The sequence below is a fragment of the Xenophilus sp. genome (assembly GCF_044462705.1).
Taxonomy (GTDB): domain Bacteria; phylum Pseudomonadota; class Gammaproteobacteria; order Burkholderiales; family Burkholderiaceae_C; genus Xenophilus; species Xenophilus azovorans.
The window spans coordinates 1-18751 of the sequence record NZ_JBIQNC010000040.1 but is presented as its reverse complement, the minus strand read 5'-3'; the positions used below and the strand labels follow the sequence as shown (position 1 = coordinate 18751).

The 18751-nt window shown below is 72.8% G+C and carries 19 protein-coding genes; 12 read left to right on the top strand and 7 right to left on the bottom strand.

Annotated elements, in window-relative coordinates; all coding sequences use genetic code 11:
* Positions 1 to 4 precede the first annotated feature (4 nt).
* Positions 5 to 997 carry an NADPH:quinone oxidoreductase family protein gene (locus ACIY1X_RS08990; RefSeq protein ID WP_399679888.1) on the bottom strand — a complete coding sequence of 331 codons (993 nt, stop codon included), beginning with the start codon at positions 995 to 997 and terminating at the stop codon, positions 5 to 7.
* 59 nt (positions 998 to 1056) lie between these two features.
* On the opposite strand from ACIY1X_RS08990, the gene ACIY1X_RS08985 reads away from it, so the two are divergent.
* Genes ACIY1X_RS08985 through ACIY1X_RS08975 form a run of 3 tightly spaced genes read left to right on the top strand, consistent with a single transcriptional unit; the run spans position 1057 to position 4369 of the window.
* Complete coding sequence (locus tag ACIY1X_RS08985; RefSeq protein ID WP_399679886.1) at positions 1057 to 1734, top strand: EthD domain-containing protein; 678 nt, start codon at positions 1057 to 1059, stop codon at positions 1732 to 1734.
* Positions 1731 to 2624, top strand: a complete 894-nt coding sequence (locus ACIY1X_RS08980; RefSeq protein ID WP_399679884.1) for an NAD(P)-dependent oxidoreductase — start codon at positions 1731 to 1733, stop codon at positions 2622 to 2624. The genes ACIY1X_RS08985 and ACIY1X_RS08980 overlap by 4 nt, the downstream gene beginning before the upstream one ends.
* Positions 2621 to 4369: an FAD-dependent oxidoreductase gene (locus tag ACIY1X_RS08975; protein ID WP_399679883.1), complete on the top strand. Its 1749-nt coding sequence runs from the start codon at positions 2621 to 2623 to the stop codon at positions 4367 to 4369. The genes ACIY1X_RS08980 and ACIY1X_RS08975 overlap by 4 nt, the downstream gene beginning before the upstream one ends.
* Here the strand turns inward: ACIY1X_RS08975 and ACIY1X_RS08970 are convergent.
* Positions 4356 to 5321, bottom strand: coding sequence for a Bug family tripartite tricarboxylate transporter substrate binding protein (locus ACIY1X_RS08970; protein ID WP_399679881.1), 966 nt, complete (start codon positions 5319 to 5321; stop codon positions 4356 to 4358). The genes ACIY1X_RS08975 and ACIY1X_RS08970 overlap by 14 nt on opposite strands.
* A 96-nt stretch (positions 5322 to 5417) precedes the next feature.
* Between ACIY1X_RS08970 and ACIY1X_RS08965 the strand changes: the two genes are divergently transcribed.
* The gene (locus tag ACIY1X_RS08965; RefSeq protein ID WP_399679879.1) at positions 5418 to 6560 is read left to right on the top strand and encodes a CaiB/BaiF CoA transferase family protein; all 1143 of its coding nucleotides are present in this window, start codon (positions 5418 to 5420) and stop codon (positions 6558 to 6560) included.
* Positions 6561 to 6706: 146 nt separating this feature from the next.
* Here ACIY1X_RS08965 and ACIY1X_RS08960 read toward each other — a convergent pair whose 3' ends face one another.
* A complete protein-coding gene (locus ACIY1X_RS08960) occupies positions 6707 to 7225 on the bottom strand; it encodes a nuclear transport factor 2 family protein (protein ID WP_399679878.1) in 519 nt (172 codons plus the stop codon).
* Between the two features lie 78 nt (positions 7226 to 7303).
* Between ACIY1X_RS08960 and ACIY1X_RS08955 the strand changes: the two genes are divergently transcribed.
* Positions 7304 to 8611: a CaiB/BaiF CoA transferase family protein gene (locus tag ACIY1X_RS08955; protein ID WP_399679876.1), complete on the top strand. Its 1308-nt coding sequence runs from the start codon at positions 7304 to 7306 to the stop codon at positions 8609 to 8611.
* Positions 8608 to 9174, top strand: coding sequence for a DUF2889 domain-containing protein (locus ACIY1X_RS08950; protein WP_399679874.1), 567 nt, complete (start codon positions 8608 to 8610; stop codon positions 9172 to 9174). The genes ACIY1X_RS08955 and ACIY1X_RS08950 overlap by 4 nt, the downstream gene beginning before the upstream one ends.
* 20 nt (positions 9175 to 9194) lie before the next feature.
* Here ACIY1X_RS08950 and ACIY1X_RS08945 read toward each other — a convergent pair whose 3' ends face one another.
* The 3 genes from ACIY1X_RS08945 to ACIY1X_RS08935 form a co-directional block, all read right to left on the bottom strand.
* Positions 9195 to 10196: a Bug family tripartite tricarboxylate transporter substrate binding protein gene (locus tag ACIY1X_RS08945; protein ID WP_399679872.1), complete on the bottom strand. Its 1002-nt coding sequence runs from the start codon at positions 10194 to 10196 to the stop codon at positions 9195 to 9197.
* A gap of 135 nt (positions 10197 to 10331) precedes the next feature.
* Positions 10332 to 11552 carry a CaiB/BaiF CoA transferase family protein gene (locus ACIY1X_RS08940; protein WP_399679870.1) on the bottom strand — a complete coding sequence of 407 codons (1221 nt, stop codon included), beginning with the start codon at positions 11550 to 11552 and terminating at the stop codon, positions 10332 to 10334.
* Positions 11553 to 11555: 3 nt separating this feature from the next.
* Positions 11556 to 12353 (bottom strand): enoyl-CoA hydratase/isomerase family protein, encoded by a 798-nt coding sequence (locus tag ACIY1X_RS08935; protein WP_399679868.1) that lies wholly within the window; start codon positions 12351 to 12353, stop codon positions 11556 to 11558.
* A 79-nt stretch (positions 12354 to 12432) separates the two neighbouring features.
* On the opposite strand from ACIY1X_RS08935, the gene ACIY1X_RS08930 reads away from it, so the two are divergent.
* From ACIY1X_RS08930 to ACIY1X_RS08905, 6 genes are read left to right on the top strand one after another with little or no spacing between them, the layout of a single operon-like run.
* Positions 12433 to 13116 (top strand): nitroreductase, encoded by a 684-nt coding sequence (locus tag ACIY1X_RS08930; protein WP_399679867.1) that lies wholly within the window; start codon positions 12433 to 12435, stop codon positions 13114 to 13116.
* On the top strand, positions 13116 to 14297 hold the full coding sequence (locus ACIY1X_RS08925) for a thiolase family protein (RefSeq protein WP_399679865.1): 1182 nt from the start codon (positions 13116 to 13118) through the stop codon (positions 14295 to 14297). The genes ACIY1X_RS08930 and ACIY1X_RS08925 overlap by 1 nt, the downstream gene beginning before the upstream one ends.
* The gene (locus ACIY1X_RS08920; RefSeq protein ID WP_399679863.1) at positions 14294 to 14683 is read left to right on the top strand and encodes a Zn-ribbon domain-containing OB-fold protein; all 390 of its coding nucleotides are present in this window, start codon (positions 14294 to 14296) and stop codon (positions 14681 to 14683) included. The genes ACIY1X_RS08925 and ACIY1X_RS08920 overlap by 4 nt, the downstream gene beginning before the upstream one ends.
* Before the next feature lie 46 nt (positions 14684 to 14729).
* Positions 14730 to 15704 carry a Bug family tripartite tricarboxylate transporter substrate binding protein gene (locus ACIY1X_RS08915; protein ID WP_399679862.1) on the top strand — a complete coding sequence of 325 codons (975 nt, stop codon included), beginning with the start codon at positions 14730 to 14732 and terminating at the stop codon, positions 15702 to 15704.
* 4 nt (positions 15705 to 15708) lie between these two features.
* Complete coding sequence (locus ACIY1X_RS08910; protein WP_399679860.1) at positions 15709 to 16299, top strand: nuclear transport factor 2 family protein; 591 nt, start codon at positions 15709 to 15711, stop codon at positions 16297 to 16299.
* Positions 16299 to 17270 carry a Bug family tripartite tricarboxylate transporter substrate binding protein gene (locus ACIY1X_RS08905; RefSeq protein ID WP_399679859.1) on the top strand — a complete coding sequence of 324 codons (972 nt, stop codon included), beginning with the start codon at positions 16299 to 16301 and terminating at the stop codon, positions 17268 to 17270. The genes ACIY1X_RS08910 and ACIY1X_RS08905 overlap by 1 nt, the downstream gene beginning before the upstream one ends.
* A gap of 158 nt (positions 17271 to 17428) precedes the next feature.
* On the opposite strand, the gene ACIY1X_RS08900 is transcribed toward ACIY1X_RS08905, so the two are convergent.
* The coding region (locus ACIY1X_RS08900; RefSeq protein ID WP_399679857.1) for a CaiB/BaiF CoA transferase family protein at positions 17429 to 18751 on the bottom strand (1323 nt) is incomplete at its 5' end.

Sequence of the window (18751 nt, the reverse complement as noted above, 5' to 3'; positions counted from 1 at the left end):
CGCCTCAGCCGCGCGCGCCGGTGGTCAATACCACCTTGCCGGTGGTCTGGCGCGAGGTGATACGCTGCAGCGCCTGCACCGCCTCGGCCAGCGGGAAGGTGGCCGACACCAGCGGCCGCACCAGGCCGCGGGCGCACAGGTCCAGCACCTGCGCCAGGTTCGCGCGCGCCTCGTCCCAGCAGCCGTCGCGCCACACGTCGTAGCGCACGCCGAGGATGTCGAAGCCCTTGACCAGCGGGTAGTTGACCCGGATCGACGGGATGCGCCCGGAGGTGAAGCCGATCACCAGGTAGCGCCCGTCGAAGGCCATGCAGCGCACCGCCTCGTCGAAGGCGTCGCCGCCCACCGGGTCGTAGGCCACGTCCACGCCGCGTCCGCCGGTCAGCGCCTTCACCTCTTCGCGCCAGCCGGGCTGCGTGTAGTCGATGGCCGCCTCGGCGCCGTGTTCCAGGCACAGGGCACGCTTCTCGGGCGTGCTGGCCGCGGCGATCACGCGGGCGCCGAGGGCGCGGCCGAGCTGCACGGCCGCCAGCCCCACGCCGCCGGCGGCGCCCAGCACCAGCATCCATTCACCGGCGGCCAGCCGGCCGCGCTGCTTGAGCGCGTACAGCGTGGTGCCGTAGACCACCGGGATGGCGGCCGCCTCCTCGAAGCGCAGGTTCGGGGGCAGGCGGAACACGCGCGCGGCATCGAGCACGATCGCCTCGGCGAAGCCGCCGCCGCGCGCGTCCGAGACCGCCATCACGCGATCGCCCGGCGCGACCTGTGTCACCCGCGCGCCCACGGCCTCCACCACGCCCGCGCTCTCGCTGCCGGGCACCCAGGGCAGCGGCGGCTTGATCTGGTGCAGGCCCTCGGCCTTGAGGGCGTCGGGGAAGTTGGCGCCGGCCGCGTGCACGCGCACGCGCACCGCGTGCGCGCCCGGCTCGTTCGGCGCGATGTCGATGTATTCCAGCTGCTCGACCGGGCCGAAGCGATGGCAGACGATGGCTTTCATGAGAGGCGTCGATTGTCTAGTTAATGGTCAGACCATAGAATATACGAACACATGCGCCGATGAAACACCCCATGCTGGTCAAGACCTACTGCCTCCGTTCCGACCGCGCCGTGCGTGCGGCGCCCCCGCCCTGCGGCGACACCCTGCTCTACCGCGTGCTGCGCCACATTCCCACCGACTCGGTGACGGCCGAGCAGGCCGGCACCGCGATGGCGCCCGGCGTCGAGCACATCGGTGCGGTGCTCGAATGCACCTTCGCCGATGCCGGCGAGCAGGCGCGCGCCGTCGACACGCCTGCCTGGCGCGCCTTCGAGGCCGCGCTGCACGCATCGGAGGAACTGCTGTTCGCGCTCGACAGCGCCGCCAACGTGCCGATCGCGCCGCGCGGTGCCGCACGCGACGGCGGCTTCCGCCGCTGGATGCTGCTCAAGCGGGCCGCACCGGCCGCCGACGCGTTCCGCGATGCCTGGTTCGGGCGCCATGCGCAACTGGTGTCCCGGCTGCCCGGCGTGGACGGCTACTGCCAGCACCTGGTGGCCGCGCGCTTCGACGCGCGGCTCGCGCCCGTGTCGTACGAAGCGCTGCAGGTCGACGGCATCGCCGCGCTGTGCTTCGCCGACGAGGCGGCGATGCTCGCCTCCTACGCCTCGCCCGCGCGCGTGCCGCTGCGCGACGACGGCCTCGCGCTGCTGGCCGGCAACGTTACCCTGCTGGTGCAGGGCGAGCGGCTGGCATGACCGCGCGCCTGGGCTTCATCGGCCTCGGCGCCATCGGGGCGCCGATGGCGCAGCGCCTGCTCGAGGCCGGCCATGCGCTGACGGTGTTCAACCGCAATCCCGCCAAGGCCCGGCCGCTGGCCGATGCCGGCGCCGCGCTGGCCGCGGACATCGGCGGGCTGGTGCGCGCCAGCGACTGCGTGTTCCTGTGCCTGAGCGACACCGCCGCGGTCGAGCAGGTGGTGTTCGGCGAGGGCGGCGTGGCCTCGGCCGGGCGGCCGGGCCAGCTGCTGGTGGACCTCTCGACCATCCATCCCGAGGCCACGCGCGCGATGGCCGCGCGCCTGCGCGCGCAGTGCGGCATGGGCTGGGTCGACGCGCCCGTCTCCGGCGGCCCGGCCGGCGCTTGCGCCGGCACGCTGGCGGTGATGGCCGGCGGCACGCCGGAGGACGTGGCGCGCGCGCAGCCGCTGCTGATGGCCTTCGCCGGGCGCGTCACGCACATGGGCCCGAGCGGCTGCGGCATGGCGATGAAGGCCTGCAACCAGATGATGAGCTTCGGCAGCGCCGCGGTGATCGCCGAGACGCTGCACCTGGCGGCGCGCTTCGGCATCGACCCGGCGCTGGTGCCGCAGGCGGTGCAGGGCGGCTTCGCCGATTCGGCGGTGCTGCGCCACTACGCGCCGCAGATGATCGAGGGCCGGCTGTCGGGCAACGGCCGCACCGCGATGAAGGACCTGGACATCGCGCTCGACCTGGCGCGTGCGCAGGGCTGCGCGGTGCCCATGACCAGCCTGGTTGCGTCGATGTTCCGCCTGGTGCTGGCGCAAGGCTTCGAGCAGGGCGGCATGGCCACGCCGATGCGGCTGTACGCGCAAGGCCCGCTGGTGGCGAGCGAGGTTCGCTCATGAGCCGCGACGCACCTTTGCAGGACGCCGTGCCCGCCGAAGTGGACGTGGTGGTCGCCGGCACCGGCGCCGGCGGCATGGCCGCCGCGGTGGCCGCGCGCAAGTTGGGGCTGGAGGTGCTGCTGCTGGAGAAGGAGCCCTTCTACGGCGGCACCACGGCCCGCTCGGGCGGCGTGCTGTGGATCCCGAACAACCCGATCTCGGCCTTCCGCCCCGAGCCCGACTCGCTCGACGCCGCGCGCGCCTACCTGCGCCACGAGTGCGGGGACCGCTACGACAGCGAGCGCGTCGAGGCCTTCCTGGCGCACGGCCCGCGGATGGTGGACTTCTTCGTGAAGGAGACCGCCGTGCAGCTGGTGCCGCTGCCCGAGTACCCCGACTACCATGCCGAGAGCCCGGGCGGCCGCACGGCCGGCCGCTCCATCATGGCCGCGCCCTTCGATGCGCGCGCGCTGGGCGAGCACGTGCGCGGCCTGCGCCCACCGCTGCGCGAGATCACCTTCGTCGGGATGATGTTCAACTCCAGCGCGGAGATCTCGCACTTCTTCAACGTCACGCGCTCGCTGCGCTCGGCCGCCTACGTGGCGCGGCGCCTGTGCACGCATGCCTTCGAGATGCTCACCCACGGCCGCGCGATGCGCCTGACCAACGGCAACGCCCTGGCCGCCCGGCTGGCGCGCACCGTGTTCGACCTGGGCATCCCCATGTGGCTGTCCTCGCCGCTGGCCGCGCTGCACCGCGACGAGGGCGGCGCGGTGCGCGCCGTGAGCGTGCAGCGCCCGGACGGCAGCACCGTGCGCATCGGCGTGCGCGCCGGCGTGGTGCTGGCCGCGGGCGGCTTCCCGCAGGACCCGCAGCGCCGCGCGCAGCTGTTCCCGCACGCGCCCACCGGCCGCGAGCACCACTCGCCGGCGCCGCCGGGCAACACCGGCGACGGCCTGCGGCTGGGCGAGTCCGTCGGCGCCGAGGTCGTGCGCGACCTGCCCAGCGCGGCGGCGTGGATCCCGGTGTCGCTGGTGCCGCGCGGCGACGGCGAGCCCGGCGTGTTCCCCCACCTGATCGACCGCTACAAGCCCGGCGTGATCGCGGTCAACCGGCAGGGCCGGCGCTTCGCCAACGAGTCGGACTCGTACCACGACGTCGGGCAACAGATGCTGCGCGCCTGCGGCGAGGGCGGGCCGGTCGAGGCCTGGCTGATCGCCGACCACCCGACCCTGCGCCGCTACGGGCTCGGCCACGCCAAGCCCTTCCCGCTGCCGCTCGGGCCGTACCTGCGCTCGGACTACCTGCTGCGCGGCGCCACGCTGGCCGAGCTGGCGGCGCGGGCCGGCATCGACGCGCGGCAGCTGGAGCGCACGGTGGCCGACTACAACGTCGGCGCGCGCGAGGGCCAGGACCCGCAGTTCCGCCGCGGCTGGCGCGTCTACAACCGCTTCCTCGGCGACCGCACGCACCGGCCCAACCCGTGCGTGGCGCCGGTCGAGCGCGGCCCCTTCTATGCGGTGAAGATCGTGATGGGCGACTTGGGCACCTTCGCCGGCCTGCGCACCGACGCCCACGCGCGCGTGCTCGATGCGCAGGGCGCGCCGATAGAGGGCCTGTTCGCGGCCGGCAACGACAACGCCAGCGTGATGGGCGGCGGCTACCCGGGCGGCGGCATCACGCTCGGGCCGGCGATGACCTTCGGCTTCATCGCCGCGGAGTACATGGCCGGCCGCGCGGCGGCCGGGGCGCTCAGTCCATCGTGATGTGGTTGTCCCTGGCGACCTTGCCCCACAGGGCGTGGTCGCTGCGGATGATCTCGCCCAGCTCCCGTTCGCCGCCCTGGGCGACCACGTAGACGGTGCGGAACTTCTGCTGGATGTCCGGCTGCGCCAGCACCTGCGCGACCGCGCCGCCGAGCCGCTCCACGATCGGCGCCGGCGTGCCGGCGGGCGCGACCAGCCCGAACCAGGTCTGGGTGTCGTAGCCGGGCACTGCCTCGGCAATGCTCGGCACGTCGGGCAGCAGCGGGCTGCGCTTCGCGGTGGACACGCCGAGCAGGCGCATCCGGCCCTCCTTCACGAAGCCGGCCGTGGCGGAGGAAGGCGTGGACAGCATGTACTTGGTCTGGCCCGCGAGCAGCGCCTGCGCCGCCGGGCCGGCGCCGGGGTAGGGCACCATCACCATCTTGCGGATGCCGGCGGCCTCGTGGAAGGCCTCCATCGCGAGCTGGCCGACGCCGCCGAGCGCCGAGGCGCCCCACTCGAGCTGCCCGGGGTGCTCGCGCGCCTGCTTCACGAACCCGGCGAGCGTGGGCGGCATCGACGGATGCGTCATCAGCACCATCGGCGAGGTGCCCAGCAGCGAGACCGGCACGAAGTCCTTGAGGGCGTCGTAGCTCGGCTTGCGCTGCACCAGCGGCACCGTCACCAGGCCGCTGCCGTGCAGCAGGAAGGTGTAGCCGTCGGCCGGCTGCTGCGCCACGTACTGCGAGGCGATCGCGCCGCCCGCGCCGGGCTTGTATTCCATCACCACCGGCTGGCCCAGCAGCTTCTGCAGCGGGTCCTGGATGTAGCGGCCGAGCACGTCGTTGGTGCCGCCGGCCGCGGCCGGTACGATGAAGCGGATGGGACGCTGCGGCCAGGTGTCCTGCGCGAACGAGGGGCGTGCCAGCGCGCCGAACGCGGCGCCTGCGGCGAGCAGGGTTCGTCGTTTCATGGTGGGTGTCTCCTGTGGACCCGCGATGATGCGCTGTCGGCGTAGAAATGTCCATAGGTCTTACCAAAAGACATTTCCACCTCTATCATCGCGCCCATGAATTCGCAGGGACCGCTCGCCGGCATCCGCGTGATCGAGATGGCCGGCCTCGCGCCCGGGCCCTTCGCCGCGATGATGCTGGCCGACATGGGGGCGCAGGTGCTGCGCGTGGACCGCCCGCAGCCGGCCGCGCGGCCGATGCCGCAGCGCTTCTGGTTCACCGACCGCAACCGCCGCTCGATCGCCGTCGACCTCAAGTCGACCGAAGGCGTGGCGCTGCTGCTGCGGCTGGTGGGCGAGGCCGACGCGCTGATCGAGGGCTTCCGCCCCGGCGTGATGGAGCGGCTGGGCCTGGGCCCCGACGCCTGCCTGGCGCGCAACCCGCGGCTGGTGTACGGCCGCATGACGGGCTGGGGCCAGGAGGGGCCGCTGGCCCAGGCGCCCGGCCACGACATCAACTACATCGCGCTGGCCGGCGCGCTGGACGCCATCGGCCCGGCCGACGGCGCGCCGGTGGTGCCGCTGAACCTGGTCGGCGACTTCGGAGGCGGCGGCATGTACCTGGCGTTCGGGCTGGCCTGCGGTCTGCTGGAGGCGGCGCGCAGCGGCCGGGGGCAGGTGATCGACGCCGCGATGGTCGACGGCGCCGCCTCGCTCATGACCTACTTCTACGGCTACCTCGCCGGCGGCAAGTGGCCCGGCCGCGGGCGCGCCACCACCGGCGGCGCGGCGCCGCACTACGGCGTGTACCGCACCCGGGACGACCGTTACCTCACGCTCGGCGCCGCCGAGCCGAAGTTCTACGCGAACCTGCTGCGCGCCCTGGGCCTGGACGCCGAGGCGCTGCCCTCGCGCGACGACCCGGCCCACTGGCCGGCGCTGCGCGAGCGCATCGCGGCGGTGATCCGCACGCGCACGCGGGCCGAATGGGATGCGCTGCTGGCGCAGGCCGACATCTGCTACGCGCCCGTGCTCGACATGCGGGAGGCCGCGGCGCATCCGCACAACGCGGCACGCGGCACCTTCGTGGAGGTCGACGGCCACGTGCAGCCCGCGCCCGCGCCGCGCTTCTCGCGCACGCCGGCCGCGGTGCCGCGCGCCGGCGTCGCGCCGGGCGTGGACGCGCGGGCCGCGCTGGCGGGCTGGGGCCTGGCCGAGGGCGAGATCGATGCGCTGGTGGCGCAGGGCGTCATCGCCTGAGGGGGCCGCGGCTGCATTCCGCCGGCCGCGGAGCAGGCCATGCCAGTGCACCCGCGGGGCCGGCTTTGCCGGACCGCCGGGTGCGCCCCTTGAGGGGGATGGGACTTCCACACGCAGTAAGGAAGTCCAAACGGGGTGGGTTCATCTCATGCATCGGGCCAGGCCGGCGTCGCCTGCCGCTGGCCCATCAGGGCGGGCGGCTGCGCCGCGTCGACGGGGTCGATGCGCAGGCGGGTGAGGCGCAGGAAGCAGATCTTCCACGCGCCGCTGTCGAGCCGGTATTCCTCCTCGTAGTGGCCGTAGCCCCGGAAGCCGCGGCTGCCGGGCGTCTCCCTGGCGCTGCTGCCGTCGGTCCATTCCACGTAGTCCTCCATCGCCCAGGTCACGCGCGCGTGGGCGTCGGAGAGGAAGCGGATCTCCGGCATGTGGCAGTGGTGCACGGAGATGGTGGGCGCGAGCCGCGTGGACACGCCCTTCACGAAGGTGGCCACGTCCGCGCCTGCGGGTGCCGAGCCCAGGCCCTCGAAGCGGCAGTCGGCCGTGAACAGCGAGGGCAGGCGCTCCCACTGCTTGGTGTCGATGAAGCGGCAGTAGCGCGCCTTGGTCTCGGCAATGGCCTGCGCGGCCAGCAGGCCCTGCACGCCGGACGGGAGGGCGGAAGTCATGGGCGTCTCCAGGTTGACGGCGGAATGATTGAATTTATAATGGTCATACCAATGATACACGGCCTCGCGCCGCCTGCCATGTTCGACAGACTCGAAGCCGATTTCCCGGCACACACCCCGCGCCCCGCCGATGCGCCCAAGGCCCTCGAAGGCGTGCGCGTGATCGACTTCAGCCACTTCCTCGCCGGCCCCTTCGCCACGATGATCATGGGCGACATGGGCGCCGACGTGATCAAGGTCGAATCGCCCGGCCGCGGCGACGAGTTCCGCCACTACCCGCCGGTGCCGGAGGAGACGCCCGCGCAGGGCGCCCCCTACGTCTGGAGCAACCGCAACAAGCGCAGCCTGGCGCTCAACCTCAAGAGCCCGGAGGCGGTCGCGGTGATCCGCGAGCTGATCGCGCAGGCCGATGTGGTGTGCGAGAACTTCTCCACCGGCGTGATGGAGCGCTTCGGGCTGGACTACGCGTCGGTGCGCGAGATCAACCCGAAGATCATCTACTGCTCGGTCTCGGCCTATGGCCGCGAGGGCGCGTTCAAGGACCGCCTGGGCTTCGACCCGATCGCACAGGCCGAGAGCGGCTTCATCTCGATGAACGGCTACAGCGACCGCCAGGGCGTGCGCACCCTGTCGCCGGTGGTGGACATCAGCACGGCCATGATGGCCTGCAACGCGATCCTGGGCGCGCTGCTGGCGCGCGGGCGCACGGGCCAGGGCCAGCACATCGAGATCGCGCTGTTCGACAACGCCGTGCTCATGACGGGCTACGCGGCCATGCAGCACATGTACACCGGCGCCGTGCCGCAGCGCCACGGCAACACCAGCCCCGACACCTGCCCCTCCGGCGTGTTCATGAGCCAGGACAAGCCCTTCTACATCAACTGCGGCAACGACAAGATCTTCCATCGCCTGGCCGCGCAGGTGCTGGAGCGGCCCGACCTGGCCGACGACCCGGTGTACTCGGACCGCAACGGCCGCATGGCCCGCCGCGACGAGATCTTCCGGCTGCTCGAGGAACTGTTCGCGCAGTACCCCTGGTCGTACTGGCAGCCGCGCATGCGCGCCGCGCAGATCCCCTGCGGCGAGGTGCGCAACGTCGGCGACGCGCTGCGCTCGCCCGAGGCGCGTGAGCGGCGGCTGGTCAGCCGCGTGGCGCACCCGGTGCTCGGCTGGATCCCGAACGTGCGCCTGCCGATCCTGTACTCGGGCACGCCGCTGGCCGATCCGCAGCCCGCGCCGGCCGTCGGCCAGCACACCGATGAGGTGCTGGCGCAGGTGCTGGGCTACGACGCGCCGCGCATCGCCGCGCTGCGCGAGGCCGGCGCGCTCGACGCGCCGACGCCGCGCCGGCCGTACCCGGCCGCCACCGAGGTCACGCCCGGATGAGGGAACTTCCGCCCCCGGCGCCGCGCACCCTGCTGCACACGCGGCAGGTGCAGTGCACGGGCTGGGAGCGCGAGGACGGCCTGTTCGACATCGAGGGGCGCATGAGCGACGTGCGCACGCTCGACCAGGACGGCGCGCGCGGCAACGTGCCGCGTCGCGCGGGCGAGCCAGTGCACCTGATGTCGTTGCGCATCACGGTGGACGCGCAGCTTCGCATCGTCGCGGCGCAGGCCTGCTCGCACCAGGTGCCCTTCGACGACTGCACGCGCATCAACGACGCCTACGAGCGCCTGGTCGGGCTGCAGATCAAGGGCGGCTTCGGCAAGGCGGTGAAGGATCTGTTCGCCGGCGAGCAGGGCTGCACCCACCTGACCGAGCTGCTGGGGCCGATGGCGACGACCGCCTTCCAGACCCTCGGCCCGGCGCTGGAGCGCCGCCGCGTGGCGCGCGGCGAGCCGCTGGAGGACCCGGCCAGCCGGCGGCGCCTGCAGGACAGTTGCTACGGCCTGCGCGCCGGCGGCCACGCGGCCGTCGTGCGCTGGGGCGCGCGGGACGGCCGCTGAGGCCGCGCGGCCCCGCTTCCCTATTCGGGCTGCACGCCCTTGGCCACCAGCAGCGCCTGGAAGCGGGCGCCCTCGCGGTCGACCAGCGCGCGGAACGCCTCGGGCGTGCTGTACTTGGGCTCGTTGCCCGACTTCTGCAGCGCGGTGCGCAGCTCCGGGTCGTCCAGCGCCGTCTTCATCGCGGCGTTGAGCTTGCGCACCACGGGATCGGGCGTGCCGGGCGGCGCCACCAGGCCGAAGAACACCTCGGTCGTCATGCCGGGGAAGCCCTGCTCGGCCATGGTCGGCACGTCGGGCAGTTGCTTCTCGCGCTGCGGCCCGGTGACCGCCAGCGCCTTGAGCTTGCCCGAGCGCACCAGCGGGATGTTGGAGGACAGCGCGTCGAACAGGAAGTGCACGTTGCCGCCCAGGATGGCGGCGGCCGATTCCGCGCCGCCCTTGAAGGGCACGTGCAGCGCGTCGAAGCCGCCCTCGGCCTTCAGCAGCTCCGCCAGCAGGTGCAGGCTGCCGTTCACGCCGTTGGAGCCGAAGCTCAGCTTGCCCGGGTTCGCCTTGCCGTAGGCCACCAGCTCCTTCACGTTGTTCACGCCCAGGGCGGGCGAGGCCACGAGGATGAAGCCCGAGCTCGTCGCCTGGCTCACCGGGATCAGCGTCTTCACGTCGTAGCCCGGGTTCTTGTACAGGTAGGGCGAGATCGCCATGACGCTGTTGCCCACCCACACCAGCGTGTGGCCGTCGGCCGGCGAGCGCACGGTCTGCGCCACCGACATCGTGCCCGACGCGCCGGGCTTGTTCTCGATCACGACCGGCTGGCCGAGCAGCTTGGCCAGCTTGTCGCCGACCAGCCGCGCCGTGATGTCGGTGCTGCCACCGGCGCCGGCGCCCACCAGGATGTGGATCGGCTTGGAGGGGAAGGGCTCCTGCGCCCGGCCCGGGCGGGCGAGCGCCAGGGCGCCCAGGCCCAGGCCTGCGGCCGCGACGAAGCGGCGGCGTGCGTGCGAAGAGAGGGTGTCGTCATGCATGGGGTGTCTCCGTCAACGAAAAGGGGGCGGGCCGGCGCGCCGCGCGGGACGAGCGGCTCCCGCGGGCGGTGCCTTAGAAAAGGCCATGAGTATATTGGTCAGACCATTAATGAAGATTCGTGTTTTCCCGACGCGTCAGCGCCCGAAGGCGCCGGCGCTGCGCAGCGCCTCGATCCGCGCGGCGTCGTGGCCGAGCACCTCGGCCAGCACCGCCTCCGTGTGCTCGCCCAGGCGCGGCGCGGCCACGGGTGCGGCCAGCGGCGTGGCGCTCAGGTGCATCGGCAGGGCGATGTCGGGCACCGACCCCGCCGTGGGGTGCGGGATGTCGCGCACGATGCCGCGCGCGCGGACCTCGCCGGAGGCCAGCGCCTCGGGCAGCGAGCGCACCGCGCCGGCCGGGATGCCGGCTTTGCGCAAGCGGGCCAGCCAGTGCGCGCGCGTGTCGGTGGCGAACAGGCCGGCCAGCACGGCGATGACCTCGTCGCGCCGGGCCAGCCGCCCGTCGATGGTCTGCAGGCCCGGGTCGTCGGCCACCTGCGGCATGCCGGCCACCTGGAGGAACAGGCGCCGGAACAGCGAGGTGCTGGTGCAGGTGATGAACAGCGGCTCGTCGGCGGTGGCGAACACGCCGCTGGGCACCGCGTCGTTGCTGGTGTTGCCGTTGCGCCGCGGCACCTTGGCGCTGAACAGGTATTGCATCGACATGAAGCCCGTCATGAGCATGGCGGTGTCGAACAGCGGCACGTCGACGTGCTGGCCGCGCCCGGTGCGCTGGCGCGCCGCCAGCGCCAGCAGGATGGCGTTGCCCGCCACCAGCGCGGTGGAGATGTCGATCACCGCGGGCCCGGTGCGCACGCCCTCGCGGTCGGCGTGGCCGGTGAGCGACATGAAGCCGCTCTCGGCCTGCATGATGGTGTCGAAGCCGGGGCGGTCTGCCAGCTCGCCGCTGCGGCCGAAGGCCGACACCGAGCGATACACCAGCGACGGGCGGCGCGCGGCGAGCGTCTCGTAGTCCAGCCCGTACTGCGCCATCACGCCGGTGGAGAAGTTCTCCACCAGCACGTCGGCCCGGTCGACCAGCGCCTGCGCGACCTCGCGCCCCTCGGGCGTCTTCAGGTCGAGCGTGACCGAGCGCTTGCTGCGGTTGCACCAGAGGAAGCTCGCGCCCTGGCCGTCGAGCGAGGCCTCGGCCGGCGCGAACCAGCGCTGGTCGTCGCCCCGCGGCTTCTCGATCTTGATGACGTCGGCGCCGGCGTCCGCGAGGATCATGGTCGCCAGCGGGCCGGCGACGAAGTGCGTGAAGTCGATGACGCGCAGGCCGGCCAGCGGGGTGTTGTCGGGTCGGGTGGGGTGCATGGCTCAGGTGCCCGTGAAGCGGGGCGTGCGTTTCTGGGCGAAGGCCTCCAGGCCCTCGCGGCGGTCATTGGCGTGGGCGTGCGCCTCCAGCATGGCGCGCTCGGCGCGCAGCGCCACCGGCAGCGGCTGTTCCAGGCTGTCGCCGAGCAGCTGCTTCATGCGGCGCAGGCCCAGCGGGCTCTTGTCGGCCAGCTGCGCGCACCAGGCCACTACGGCGGCCTCCAGCGCGTCGGCCGGAACGACCTCGTGGACCAGCCCCCAGCCGGCCAGGGTGTCGGCCGGCAGCTGCTGCGCGGTGAACATCATCTGCTTGGCGCGCGCCACGCCGATGCGGCGCGGCAGCCGGGCGGTGGCGCCCCAGCCCGGCAGCAGGCCGAGCTTCGCGTGGGCATCGCCGAAGCGCGCCTCGCGCGCGGCGACCACGAGGTCACACGCCAGCACCAGCTCCAGCCCGCCGGCGAGCGCCAGGCCGTTGACGGCGGCGATCACCGGCAGCGGGAAGGCCTCGATGCGCTGCAGCAGCGCGTGGGCGGCGTCGGCGAAGTCGCGCGCGGCGGCCTCGCCGAGCCCGCGCACGGACAGCAGGTCGGCGCCGGCGCAGAAGGCGCGGCCGCGGCCGGTGAGGACGACGCTGCGCAACGCGGCGTCGCGGGCGACGATGTCGAGCGCCGCGTCCAGCTCCTCGAGCATCCGGGGGCTCACGCTGTTCATCGCCTGCGGGCGGTCCAGCACGAGCCATGCGGCGGTGCCGCGCACGTCGAACTGCAGGGTCTCGAAGGCGTGGGTCGGTGTGGCGGGCATGGGTCGGCGCCGATTGACATTCGTTTGGGCCATCCATAATAATGGTCTAACCATTCAATGCAAGTGTGACGACCCGCGAATGACTGCCCTTCCCGCCGAGATGCTGGACGCCCTCCTGGCGCAGCGCCACAGCTGCCGCGCCTTCCTGCCGCGCCCTGTCGAGCGCGCCACCATCGAGTCGATCCTGCGCACCGCCCAGCGCGCGGGCTCGTGGTGCAACTCGCAGGCCTGGCAGGTGAGCATCGCCTCCGGCGCCGCCGCCGAACGGCTGCGCGAGCGCCTGGTCGCGGCGCAGCAGGGCGGCGGCGAGGCGGCCAGCGACTTCCCCTTTCCCGCCGAGTACACCGGCCGCTACCTGGAGCGGCGGCGCGAATGCGGCTTCCAGCTGTACCAGTCGGTGGGCGTGGAGCGCGGCGACAAGGAAGGCTACGCGCGCCAGACGCTGGAGAACTTCCGCCTGTTCGGCGCGCCGCACGTGGCGGTGCTCACCAGCGACCCGGGCCTGGGCGTGTACGGCGCGGTGGACGTCGGCGGCTACGTGCAGGTGCTGCTGCTGTCGATGCAGGCGCACGGCGTGGCCTCGATCGCGCAAGCGGCGCTGGCGCGCCACAGCGCGCTGGTCAAGCGCGAGCTGGGCATCCCGGCCGAGCGCCTGATGGTGTGCGCCGTGTCCTTCGGCTACGAGGACGCGCAGCACGCCGCCAACCAATTCCGCACCCGCCGCGCCGGCCTCGACGAGGTGGCGAGCTTCGTGGACGACTGATGAAGACACTCGCAGACCGCAGCATCGCCATCGTCGGCTATGCAGAAACCAAGCTGGTGCGCCGCAGCGGGCGCACCGCGCTGTCGCTGGCCGGCGAGGCCGTGGACAGCCTGCTGGCGCAGACCGGCGTCGAGCGCTCGCGCATCGACGGCTTCGCCACCACGCTGGCGATGAGCGAGGGCGGCAACCCGTTCTACAGCAACCTGCTGGCCGAGGGCCTGGGCCTGTCCGTCACCTGGTGCCAGGCCACCGAGATCGGCGGCGCCTCCTCCGGCGGCAACATCGCGCGCGCGGCGGCGGCCATCCAGGCCGGCCTGTGCGACATCGTGCTGTGCCTCGCCTCGGACGCGGTGTCCACCGTCGACCGCTCGGTGCAGTCGGGCCACCGCACGGAATACTGCGACCCGGCCGGCTACGCCGGGCCGCTGTCGGCCTTCGCGCTGCTGTCGAACGTGTACGACCGGCGCCACGGCCTGCCGCACGACGCGCTGGCCCGGCTGGCGGTCACGCAGCGCGAAGGGGCGCTGCTCAACGAGAACGCCTGCGAGGTGCTGCGCCGGCCGCTGACCGAGCGCGACTACCTCGACTCGAAGATCGTGTCGGACCCGCTGCGCATCCTCGACTGCGTGATGCGCTGCGACGGCGCCAGCGCGGTGCTGGTGATGTCCACCCGCCGCGCGCGCGAGATGGGCTTCCGGAAGCTGGTGCACCCCGTCGCCTACGCCGAGCGCATCAACTTCGACCCGCCCGAGGCCTGCGGCGACATGCTGCGCACCGGCTTCACCGACGTGGGCCCGCGCGCCTTCGGCGCCGTCGGCTGGAAGCCCTCGGACGTGAAGATGCTGCACTGGTACGACGACTTCCTGATCGCGCTGATCCTGCAGCTGGAGCAGACCGGCTTCTGCGGCCCCGGCGAGGGCGGTGCCTTCGTCATGGCGCACGACATGACCTGGCACGGCGACCTGCCGCTGAACACCGGCGGCGGCCAGATCTCGGCCGGCCAGCCCGGCCTGGCCGGCGGCGGCGTCAACCTGGTGGAGTGCCTGCGCCAGATGTTCGGCGAGGCGGGCGCGCGCCAGGTGCGCGACGCGAGCAACGCCATGCTGTCCGGCATCGGCGTGATCCAGTACGCCCGCACCTGGGGCACGAGCACCGTGATGCTGCTGGAGCGAAGCCAATGAGCACCCCCCATCCGCTGCCCGACGTGGGCGCGCCCTTCGTCGAAGGCCTGCGCGAAGGCCGCCTGATGCTGCAGTTCGACCGCGCCAGCGGCCGGGCGCAGTTCTACCCGCGTCCGCAGAGCCTGTACGGCGAGGCCGGCGTCGAATGGCGCGAGGCCAGCGGCCGCGGCGCGATCTTCGCGCTCACCCTGAGCCGCGTCGCGCCGCCGCAGTTGGCCGGCGCGGCGCCGTACCCGCTGGCGCTGGTGCAGCTGGTCGAGGGCCCGCGCATGCTCGCCCGCGTGAATGCGCCCTACGAGCGGCTGGCCGTCGGCCAGGCCGTGGAGGTGGACTGGAGCCACCCCGACTCGCGGCGCGCCTTCCCGGTGTTCAGGCCCTCGGACTGAGCGCCGCCGCCTTCTTCCTTCAAACCACGAATCCAGGAGACAACCCATGATGTTCCGACGCCACTGGCTGGCTGCGTCGGCGCTCGCGCTCTCGGCGCTGGCGCTGGGCAGCGCACAGGCCGACACCTTCCCGAGCCGCCCGATCAGGATCGTCGTGCCCTTCGCCGCGGGCGGCACGGGCGACGTGCTGATCCGCTCGCTGCAGGAGCCGCTGCAGCGCCACCTGGGCCAGCCCATCGTGGTCGAGAACCGGCTCGGCGCCAGCGGCTCGATGGGCACCATGCACGTCAAGAACTCGCCCCCCGACGGCTACACGCTGCTGCAGGTGGGCAACTCCACCGTGACCACGCCGATGCTGCAGAAGACGGCCAACTACGACTCGCAGAAGGATCTGACGCCGGTCGGCCTGATCGCCACCACGCCGATGGTGTTCCTGGTCAACCCGGTGGTGCCGGCCACCGACCTGCGGCAGTTCATCGACCACGCGCGCGCCCACCCCGGCAAGCTGGAGTTCTCCTCCGCGGGGCGCGGCTCGCTCGCGCACCTGGCGACCGAGTCCTTCAACCAGGCCGCAGGGCTGAAGATGGTGTTCGTGCCCTACCAGGGCGCGGCGCAGGCGGTCAACGCGGTGCTGGCCGGCGACGTGAAGGTGGCGCTGACCACGCCCTCGGACGCCATCAACGCCTTCGTCAGCTCGGGCCGCCTGCGCATGCTGGCGGTGTCGAGCGAGAAGCGCAGCCCGCTGCTGCCCGACGTGCCGGCCATCGCCGAGACGCTGCCGGGCTTCGCGGTCAACGCCTTCTTCGGCCTGTCGGCGCCGGCCGGCACGCCTCCGGAAGTGATCGCGAAGCTCAACGACGCGCTGAACAAGGCGGTGGCCGAGCCGGCGATGCAGGCCAAGCTCAAGGCGCTGGGCATGTTCCCGCGGCCGAGCGACGCGGCGCGCTTCGGCGAGATGATGACGCGCGACCACGCGCTGTGGACGGGCGTGATCGCCAAGGCCGGCATCGAAGCGGAGTGAAGCTATGAGCAGCAGCTTCCTCGACGACTACTCGCCCGAACGCATCGCCGACCGCATGCAGATCCAGGACTGCATGTACCGCTGGTGCCGGGCCGTGGACCGGCTCGACTTCAGCGGCATCCGCGACGTGTTCCACCCCGATGCGACCGACATGCACGGCGCCTTCGACGGGCCTGTGGACGGCCTGGTCGAATGGATCCGCGAGCGCCATGCGGCGATCCCGTTCTCGATGCACGCGGTGAGCAACCTGCTGATCGAGTTCGCCGGCCCCGACCTCGCCCTGGTCGAGACCTACGTGCGCACCACGCAGCGCTACCCGGCCGAGGCGCGCGCCGCGCTCGACCAACTCGCCGGCGGCAGGGCCGGCGCCGAGGGCGGCGGCATGGACCTGATGACCTGCTCGCGCTATGTCGACCGATTCGAGCGGCGCGAGGACCGCCGCTGGCGCATCGCGCGGCGCACGCTGGTGGCCGACTGGAAGCAGTTCGTGCCGGTGCCGGCCGGCCAGCCGAACCCGCCGGCCTCGCAGCGCACCGGCCGCCGCGACCAGGACGACTTCGTCTTCCAGGAACGCCGGGAACTGGGGATCCGATGATGGACCGCAAGACCTTCCTCCACTGCGCGCTCGGCGCGCTGGCCGCCGGCGGCGCATGGCCCGCGTTCGCCGCCTATCCCGACAAGCCGATCACCCTGATCGTGCCCTACGCGCCGGGCGGCATGGGCACCACCTTCGGCAACATCGTGAGCGAAGCGCTGTCGCCGGCGCTCGGCGAGCGCGTCGTGGTCGACTACAAGCCCGGCGCCAACGGCGCGCTGGGCGCCGGCTACGTGGCCAAGGCCGCGCCGGACGGCTACACGCTGCTGATGTCCGTGAACAGCACCATGGCGATCAACCCGCACCTGTACACGAAGCTGCCCTTCGACCCGCTCAAGGACTTCGTGCCGGTGTCGATGATCTTCACCAACGCGAACGTGCTGGTGGTCAACGCATCGAGCCCGGTGCGCTCGGTCAAGGACCTGGTGGCCTACGCGAAGGAGAACCCGGGCAAGGTCAACTACGGCTCGGCCGGCAACGGCTCCACGCCGCACCTGTCGGGCGAGATGTTCCGCCAGCTCACCGGCGCGCCGGTGGTGCACGTGCCCTACCGCGGCAGCGGCCCGGCCATCGTCGACCTGCTCGCCGGCCAGCTCGACTTCCTGTTCGTCGACACCTCGGTGCTGACGCAGGTGCGTGCGGGCAAGCTGCGCGCGCTGGCCGTCACCGGGCGCAAGCGCCTGGGCGTGGCGCCCGAGCTGCCGACGATGGAGGAGGAAGGCGTCAAGGGCTTCCGGGTCGACACCTGGTACAGCCTGTGCGCGCCGGCGGGCACGCCGCCGGAGGCGGTGAAGCGGCTGAACACCGAGATCGCCAGGATGCTGGCCGACCCCGCGGTGCGCCAGCGCATGCGCGACGTCGGCGTGGACCCGGCCGAGGACACCAGCGCCGCCTACCTGCGCAGGACGATCGAGGACGACAGCGCGCGCTGGAAGAAGTTCATCCAGGCCGCCGGCATCCGCCTCGATTGATACTGAATTGCGTTCAATCGAAAAGAACCGTTCGGGCTGAGCTTGGCCTGTCCTGAGCCTGTCGAAGGATCGAAGCCTCGCGCGGCGCTTCGACAGGCTCAGCGTGAACGGATTGATATTGTTGGACGCGCTTCCGCATGCGGTGGCGCGGGCCGGCTTCAGATCACGCCGTCCCGCTCGAAGCCACGGATCTCGGCCCCGGTGTAGCCCAGCAGCTCGCCCAGCACGTACTCGTTGTCCTCGCCGTACACCGGCGCGCCGCGCTGCGGCAGGCCGCCCACGTGGCTGGGCGTGCGTGACAGCCGCGCCGGCAGCTCGGTGATCGGCCAGGTGCCGATGCGCGGCGCCGTCACTTCCGTGAGCCAGCCTTGGTGCGCGAGCTGCGGGTCGCGCTCGCAGCGGTCCTCCGCCGTCTGGCACACGCCGGCGGCCACGCCCGCCGCCTGCAGCAGCGCCATGCAGGCGTAGCGCTCCTGCGTCGAGGTCCAGCGCTCGACCGCCTCGTCCAGCGCGTCCTGGTTCGCCAGACGCGCGTCCAGCGTGGCGAAGCGCGCGTCCGCCGCCCAGTCCGGCTGCGCGGCCGCGCGCACCAGTGCCTGCCAGTCGTCCTCGCCGAAGCAGGCGATGGCGATCCAGCAGTCCTCGCCGGCGCAGCGGTAGGCGCCGTGCGGCGCGGCGCGCAGGTAGGGCGAGCGATTGCCGGTGCGCGCGAAGGCGCGCCCGTGCAGCGCCCATTCGAGGCACTGCACGCCGGTGAGCATCAGGCCGGACTCGCACTGCGAGGCGTCGATCCACTGGCCCTCGCCGGTGCGTTCGCGGTGCAGCAGGCCGGCCAGGATCGCCTGCGCGAAGCCGTAGGCGCCCATCCAGTCCAGGTACGAGTAACCCCAGCCGGCCGGCGGCGCCGGCTCGGGCAGGCCCGACATCTCGCTGATGCCGGTGAAGGCCGCGGCGATCGGCCCCACCGTGCGCATGCGCCCGTAGCGCCCCTGCGCGCCCATGCCCGACTGCTGCACGTAGACGATGTCCGGCCGGATCGCGCGCAGCGCCTCGTAGCCCAGGCCCCAGCGCTCCATCACGCCGGGCGAGAAGCCCTCGGCCACCACGTCGCACACGCGCACCAGCCGCCGCGCGATCTCCAGCCCGCGCGGGTCGCGGATGTTCAGCGACAGGCCGCGCTTGCCCGCGTTCTTGTGGTTGTAGTGGCCGCCCTGGGCCGGGTCGTCCACGCCCGGCAGCGGGCCGGTGGCGCGGCGCCGCGCCTCGCGCCCGCCGGCCGGCGCCATCGCGCCCAGGCGGCTGTCGAGGTTGTCCTTCCACTCGACCTTGATGCACTCGGCGCCCAGCGCCGTGACCATGCGCGTGCCGCCGGCCGAGGCCAGGAACCACGAGAAGTCGAGGACGCGCACGCCTTGCAGCGCGAACGGCCGGCCGCGCGCCGACAGGCGCGGCGCCGCGGCGGCCGGTCGCGGCCTGGCGGG

Bases quoted from the DNA above. Each gene is read 5' to 3' on its own strand.
- ACIY1X_RS08990 (WP_399679888.1), bottom strand. From the start codon at position 997: ATGAAAGCCATCGTCTGCCATCGCTTCGGCCCGGTCGAGCAGCTGGAA.
- ACIY1X_RS08985 (WP_399679886.1), top strand. From the start codon at position 1,057: ATGAAACACCCCATGCTGGTCAAGACCTACTGCCTCCGTTCCGACCGC.
- ACIY1X_RS08980 (WP_399679884.1), top strand. From the start codon at position 1,731: ATGACCGCGCGCCTGGGCTTCATCGGCCTCGGCGCCATCGGGGCGCCG.
- ACIY1X_RS08975 (WP_399679883.1), top strand. From the start codon at position 2,621: ATGAGCCGCGACGCACCTTTGCAGGACGCCGTGCCCGCCGAAGTGGAC.
- ACIY1X_RS08970 (WP_399679881.1), bottom strand. From the start codon at position 5,321: ATGAAACGACGAACCCTGCTCGCCGCAGGCGCCGCGTTCGGCGCGCTG.
- ACIY1X_RS08965 (WP_399679879.1), top strand. From the start codon at position 5,418: ATGAATTCGCAGGGACCGCTCGCCGGCATCCGCGTGATCGAGATGGCC.
- ACIY1X_RS08960 (WP_399679878.1), bottom strand. From the start codon at position 7,225: ATGACTTCCGCCCTCCCGTCCGGCGTGCAGGGCCTGCTGGCCGCGCAG.
- ACIY1X_RS08955 (WP_399679876.1), top strand. From the start codon at position 7,304: ATGTTCGACAGACTCGAAGCCGATTTCCCGGCACACACCCCGCGCCCC.
- ACIY1X_RS08950 (WP_399679874.1), top strand. From the start codon at position 8,608: ATGAGGGAACTTCCGCCCCCGGCGCCGCGCACCCTGCTGCACACGCGG.
- ACIY1X_RS08945 (WP_399679872.1), bottom strand. From the start codon at position 10,196: ATGCATGACGACACCCTCTCTTCGCACGCACGCCGCCGCTTCGTCGCG.
- ACIY1X_RS08940 (WP_399679870.1), bottom strand. From the start codon at position 11,552: ATGCACCCCACCCGACCCGACAACACCCCGCTGGCCGGCCTGCGCGTC.
- ACIY1X_RS08935 (WP_399679868.1), bottom strand. From the start codon at position 12,353: ATGCCCGCCACACCGACCCACGCCTTCGAGACCCTGCAGTTCGACGTG.
- ACIY1X_RS08930 (WP_399679867.1), top strand. From the start codon at position 12,433: ATGACTGCCCTTCCCGCCGAGATGCTGGACGCCCTCCTGGCGCAGCGC.
- ACIY1X_RS08925 (WP_399679865.1), top strand. From the start codon at position 13,116: ATGAAGACACTCGCAGACCGCAGCATCGCCATCGTCGGCTATGCAGAA.
- ACIY1X_RS08920 (WP_399679863.1), top strand. From the start codon at position 14,294: ATGAGCACCCCCCATCCGCTGCCCGACGTGGGCGCGCCCTTCGTCGAA.
- ACIY1X_RS08915 (WP_399679862.1), top strand. From the start codon at position 14,730: ATGATGTTCCGACGCCACTGGCTGGCTGCGTCGGCGCTCGCGCTCTCG.
- ACIY1X_RS08910 (WP_399679860.1), top strand. From the start codon at position 15,709: ATGAGCAGCAGCTTCCTCGACGACTACTCGCCCGAACGCATCGCCGAC.
- ACIY1X_RS08905 (WP_399679859.1), top strand. From the start codon at position 16,299: ATGGACCGCAAGACCTTCCTCCACTGCGCGCTCGGCGCGCTGGCCGCC.